The 3,417-nt window shown below is 69.4% G+C and carries 4 protein-coding genes and 1 pseudogene; all 5 read left to right on the top strand.

What is annotated here, in order from left to right; genetic code table 11:
• Positions 1 to 250, top strand: a pseudogene (locus tag ABNT58_RS28190) (6-hydroxynicotinate reductase); the annotation flags it as partial.
• Between the two features lie 11 nt (positions 251 to 261).
• Positions 262 to 1,164 carry a UPF0280 family protein gene (locus tag ABNT58_RS28195; RefSeq protein ID WP_348756688.1) on the top strand — a complete coding sequence of 301 codons (903 nt, stop codon included), beginning with the start codon at positions 262 to 264 and terminating at the stop codon, positions 1,162 to 1,164.
• 22 nt (positions 1,165 to 1,186) lie between these two features.
• Positions 1,187 to 1,828, top strand: coding sequence for an amino acid synthesis family protein (locus ABNT58_RS28200; protein WP_348756689.1), 642 nt, complete (start codon positions 1,187 to 1,189; stop codon positions 1,826 to 1,828).
• A gap of 32 nt (positions 1,829 to 1,860) precedes the next feature.
• Positions 1,861 to 2,445, top strand: a complete 585-nt coding sequence (locus ABNT58_RS28205; protein WP_348756690.1) for an amino acid synthesis family protein — start codon at positions 1,861 to 1,863, stop codon at positions 2,443 to 2,445.
• A 63-nt stretch (positions 2,446 to 2,508) separates the two neighbouring features.
• A partial coding sequence (locus ABNT58_RS28210) for an ABC transporter substrate-binding protein (protein ID WP_348756691.1) occupies positions 2,509 to 3,417 on the top strand: 909 nt, incomplete at its 3' end.

Here is a 3,417-nt window from a genome sequence, read left to right on the forward strand (position 1 = left end):
GGACGTGATGCGCATGCCCGACAACAGCTTTGGCACCGTGCCCACGCCGGCCATCGTGGCGCCCATCGAATTCAGCATGAGCATGGCCGACTACCAGGCGCTGGGCGGCCATGCCGAGCATGTGCGCAGCATCGCCCATGCGCTGCAGCAAGGCGCCTGGCACCACGACGGCGCGCCCACGCAGCGGCGCGAGGTGCCGGCACTGCCGGCCAACGGCTGGCCGCTCGGCACGCCCCCGCTGCTGGGTTGAGCCTCGCCACGATGGAACCACAACGACAGCCCCTGGGCGACGGCCGCTGGCACTGGCAGCACGGCCCCATCGACCTGGTGATCCAGGCCGAAGGTGAGTCGGCCGCCGTGGCCGCCGCCCATGCCGCGGCCTGGCGCCGCTTTGGCAGCGTGCTGGCCGAACTGGTGGCCGAGCTGCCGCTGCTGCGCCGGCCCGTGGCCGCCATGCCCTGCCCGCTCGACGGGCCCATCGCGCAGCGCATGTGGCGCGCCTGCGCGCCGCTGCAGGCCGGCTTCATCACGCCGATGGCGGCGGTGGCCGGCGCCGTGGCGCAGGAGCTGATGGCTTGCTACCAGCGGCCCGGCATCAGCCGCGCGTGGATCAACAACGGCGGCGACATTGCGTTGCACCTGGCGCCGGGCCACAGCGTGCGCGTGGGCCTGCTGGCCGACATCGCCACCTTCCAGCCGGCGCAGGCGCAGGGCCTGCTGGCCACCGATGCGCAGTTCACCGTGCAGGCCCACTTGCCGGTGCGCGGCGTGGCCACCAGCGGCTGGCGCGGCCGCAGCTTCTCGTTGGGCATTGCCGACAGCGTGACGGTGCTGGCCCGCACCGCGGCGCAGGCCGATGCAGCGGCCACCGTGATCGCCAATGCGGTGGACGCGCCGCATGCCGGCATCGAGCGGCGGCCCGCGTGCGAGCTGAAGGACGACAGCGACCTGGGCGCGATCCCGGTGACGGTGGCGGTGCCGCCGTTGCCCGCGGCCCTGGTGCAACAGGCGCTGCAGCGCGGCGTGAACGAGGCGCGGCGGCTGCAGTCCGCCGGCCTGATCTGGGCCGCGGTGCTGGCCTGCCAGGGCCGTTTTGCCAGCGTGGACAATGCCCGCGCAGGCCGGTGGCTGGACGCACCTGCCAGTGGTTCAGTACTTGCTTAATGAAACGGCGATGGAAGTACCGATGATCGAGATCCGACGCGTGTTCACCCAGGTGGAAGACATCCACCACGAGTTCGGGCCGGTGGCCGCGCAGCCCCTGCGGCGCGGCGCCATCGCCGCCGTGCTCACCAACCCCTTTGCCGGCCGCTACGTGGCCGACATCCTGCCGATGATGGATGCACTGCAGCCGCTGGGCATCGACATGGCCGAGCAGCTGCGCGCCGCGATGGACGTGCCCGCCGAGCGCATCGAAGGCTATGGCAAGGGCGCCATCGTCGGCGCCGCCGGCGAGCTGGAGCATGGCGCGCTGTGGCATGTGCCGGGCGGCTATGCGATGCGCGAGCTGCTGGGCTGGAAGGGCGACCGCGCCGCCTATGCGGCGGGCAAGGCCGAAGACAAGAGCGGCCAGCCGGGCAATGCGCTGGCCATCGTGCCTTCCACCAAGAAGGTGGGCCCGCCCGGCGCCACGCTGGACGTGCCGCTGACCCACATCAACGCCAGCTACGTGCGCAGCCACTTCGACGCGATGGAAGTGCGCGTGCCCGGCGCGCCGCTGCCCGACGAGCTGGTGCTCATTCTGGTGATGAGCACCGGCCCGCGCGTGCATGCCCGCGTGGCCGGGCTCAAGGCCGCCGACATCGCCCAATGGAACGGCCTGCGTTGAGCGCAGCCCTGCCTGAAGAAGGACCCCGACACATGACCGCCAAGATCCGCAAGATCGTCGTCCAGGTGGACGAGACCCGCATCGAGATGGGCCGCCCGGTGCAGCCGCCGGTGCGCAAGGCCCTGGCCATGGCCGTGATCGAGAACCCGTACGCCGGCCGCTATGCCGAGCAGCTGGACGAGCTGGTCGCCATCGGCGAAGAGCTGGGCGGCCTGCTGGGCGCCAAATGCGTGCAGGCGCTGGGCATTGAACCCGGCCAGGCGCAAAGCTACGGCAAGGCCGCCATCGTGGGCGAAGGCGGCGAGCTGGAACATGCCGCCGCCATCCTGCACCCCAAGCTGGGCGCGCCGCTGCGCGCCGCGGTGGAAAAGGGAGCGGCGCTGGTGCCTTCCAGCAAGAAGCGCGGCGGCCTGGGCACGGCCATCGACGTGCCGCTGGGCCATAAAGACGCCGCCTACGTGCGCAGCCACTTCGACGCGATGGAAGCCCGCATCGGCGACGCGCCGCGCGCCAACGAGATCGTGGTGTGCGTGGTGGTCACCGACAGCGGCCGGCCGCTGCCGCGCATCGGCGGCCTGCAGCACCATGAAGTGCAAGGCACCGACGGCCTGCGCTGAAGCAGCGAACCTCACCCCATCCTTCCGCATCCCAGATCCGCACGATTCCAAGGAGCAACCCCGATGGCACAACCTTCGACCACCCGCCGCGGCTTCACGCTGGCCGGCCTGGCCCTCAGTACCCTGGCCTGGGCCGGTGCGGCCCATGCGCAGGGCGTGATCAAGATCGGTGAGATCAACAGCTACAAGGCGCAGCCGGCCTTCCTGGAGCCCTACAAGAAGGGCATGGAGCTGGCGGTCGAGGAGATCAACGCCAGCGGCGGCCTGCTGGGCAAGAAGGTGGAGCTGATCACCCGCGACGACAACGCCAGCCCCGGCGATGCGGTGCGCGCGGCCGAAGAGCTGATCTCGCGCGAGAAGGTGGACGTGCTGGCAGGCTCCTTCCTCTCGAACACCGGGCTGGCGCTGACCGACTTCGCCAAGCAGAAGAAGTTCTTCTACCTGGCTGGCGAGCCGCTGACCGACAAGATCGTCTGGCAGAACGGCAACAAGTACACCTACCGCCTGCGTCCGTCCACCTACATGCTGGTGGCGTCCGTGGTGAAGGAAGCAGCCAAGCTGAAGAAAAAGCGCTGGGCCATCGTCTATCCCAACTATGAATACGGCCAGTCCGCCGTCGCCAGCTTCAAGACCCTGCTCAAGCAAGCCCAACCTGATGTGGAATTCGTCGCCGAACAAGCGCCGCCGCTGGGCAAGATCGATGCGGGCGCGGTCACGCAGGCGCTGGCCGATGCCAAGCCGGATGCCATCTTCAATGCACTCTTCGCCGCCGACCTGGGCAAGTTCGTGCGTGAAGGCAATACGCGCGGCCTGTTCGATCAGGTGGAGGTGGTGTCGCTGCTGACCGGTGAACCGGAATACCTCGATCCGCTGAAGAACGAAGCCCCGCAGAACTGGATCGTCACCGGCTACCCCTGGTACGCCATCAACACCCCCGAACACAAGAAGTTCGTGGACGCCTATCGCAAGAAA

Source organism: uncultured Aquincola sp. (assembly GCF_964001545.1).
Taxonomy (GTDB): Bacteria; Pseudomonadota; Gammaproteobacteria; order Burkholderiales; family Burkholderiaceae_C; genus Aquincola.

Coding starts and splice junctions, on each gene's coding strand:
- ABNT58_RS28195 (WP_348756688.1), top strand. CDS start 262: ATGGAACCACAACGACAGCCCCTGGGCGACGGCCGCTGGCACTGGCAG.
- ABNT58_RS28200 (WP_348756689.1), top strand. CDS start 1,187: ATGATCGAGATCCGACGCGTGTTCACCCAGGTGGAAGACATCCACCAC.
- ABNT58_RS28205 (WP_348756690.1), top strand. CDS start 1,861: ATGACCGCCAAGATCCGCAAGATCGTCGTCCAGGTGGACGAGACCCGC.